Consider the following 1677-nt stretch of genomic DNA (forward strand, 5'->3'; position numbering starts at 1 on the left):
CGCCTGCCGCCTGCCGCCTGCCGCCTGCCGCGGTGGAACTCCTCGGCCACCGGCCGGGATACGGCCTCCTAGGCGGCAGGCGGCCACGGTTGCCCCGGCTACCGCCGGGTTGGGGCCCCGGCCAGTTCGTCGTAGACGCTCAGGACATGAGCCACGGTGTCGTCCTCGGTGGGCCAGGTGGCGGCTTGGCGGCGGCCTTCCGCGGTGAGCTGGGCGCAGCGGTACGGATCGTCGAGGAGGCGGGCCACCGCGGCCGCCAGGGCGGCGGCGTCACCGTAGGGGACGAGTTCGGCGGCGTCGCCGACGAGATCCGGGATGCCACCGACCGACGTGGCCACGAGCGGCACGCCCGCATGCAGCGCCTCCTGCGCGAGCAGCGACCGCGCTTCCCAGCGGCTCGGCACGATGGCGACGTCCGCCGCCGCCAGCAGCTCCGGCACGTCGTCGCGGCGTCCGACCAGCATCACCGGCAGCCGTTCGTCCTCGATGCGGCGCTGGATGCGGGGGCGTTCGCTGCCCTCCCCGGCCATGACGAGCAGCGGCTCGGGGTCGAGCTCCCGCCAGATCCGGGCGGCGTCGAGCAGCGGGCCGTGGCCCTGGCCGGGTTCCAGCCGGCCCACGGTGACGAGCATGGGCCGGGCCACCGCACCCAGTTCGGCCCGGGCCTTGAACCGTACGTGCTCGTCCTCCTCGGGCGCGTAGGGCGGGGCGGGCAGCGCGACCGGCGCCAGCCGTGCGTCGCGGGCACCGCGGGTGCGCGCCCGGTCGACGAGGTCCGGCGAGGCGCCGAGCAGGACGGAGGCGGCCCGTGCGGCCTGTCGTTCCATCAGCCGCACGAGGTGCGAACGGGCGCCCGCGGCGCGGACCCGGGCGTGCCAGGTGACCACCAGCGGCGTGGGCCGTCCGCGCAGGGCGAGGGCGGCCAGCATGCCCGAGCGCAGCCCGTGCGCGTGCACGACGTCGGCACCGGCGCTCACCGAGCGGATCGCTGCCACGGACAGGGCGTTGGAGTCCATGAGGGGGACGAAGGCCGTCCCCGCCTCCGCGAACCCGTACCGCTGCGCGGAGGCCGCTCCGCACACGGTCACCCGCAGCCCCCTGGCCACCAGCCCGTCCGCCAGCGACCGCACGTGTGCGCCGCTGCCCGCGCTCCCGGTGCCCAGGACCTGAACGGCGTGCAGGGGCGGCCGCCCGTGCGAGGGGCCGGGTGTGCTGCTCACGCGGGGGAAGCTCCTGGGTCGACGTCGGTCGGGGCGTACGGCGAGGTGCTGAGCCCAGGATGCCAGCCCCCACCGACATCCCGGCACCACCGGCCCGAGTGGCGGCCCGTCCCGCCCCACCCCCAGATCCCCGGATTCACCCACTTCGGCGATTCCGGCCCCCCTCGCGACCACCTCCCACCACCTACGACGGCAAGGTGACCCGCCCCGAGGGGAGCCGGCCGACCGGCGGGAGGGACCGGGGCTGGGGGTTATTTGCGGGTGCCCCCCGGTGGGACGGCCGCACTCCGCGGGAGGGGCCGGGGCGGGAGGGGATGGACCCTGGCAGGGGGCGTAAGGGTTATTTGCGGCGACTGTCGGGGCACGCTCGACGGCTGACGGGGGCCGTAAATAATCCAGCCCCCAGAAGGGTCCGTCCCCTCCCGCCCCGGCCCCGCCCCACGACGCACCGACCCGG

1 protein-coding gene is annotated in these 1677 nt (G+C 76.4%); it reads right to left on the reverse strand.

Annotated features, from left to right (window positions below; all coding sequences use genetic code 11):
• Positions 1–98 precede the first annotated feature (98 nt).
• Positions 99–1220, reverse strand: coding sequence for a glycosyltransferase family 4 protein (locus tag LE181_RS29395; RefSeq protein WP_225664554.1), 1122 nt, complete (start codon positions 1218–1220; stop codon positions 99–101).
• Between the last annotated feature and the right edge of the window lie 457 nt (positions 1221–1677).

This window comes from Streptomyces sichuanensis (assembly GCF_020328095.1).
In the GTDB taxonomy this organism is placed as follows: Bacteria; Actinomycetota; Actinomycetes; order Streptomycetales; family Streptomycetaceae; genus Streptomyces; species Streptomyces cinnamoneus.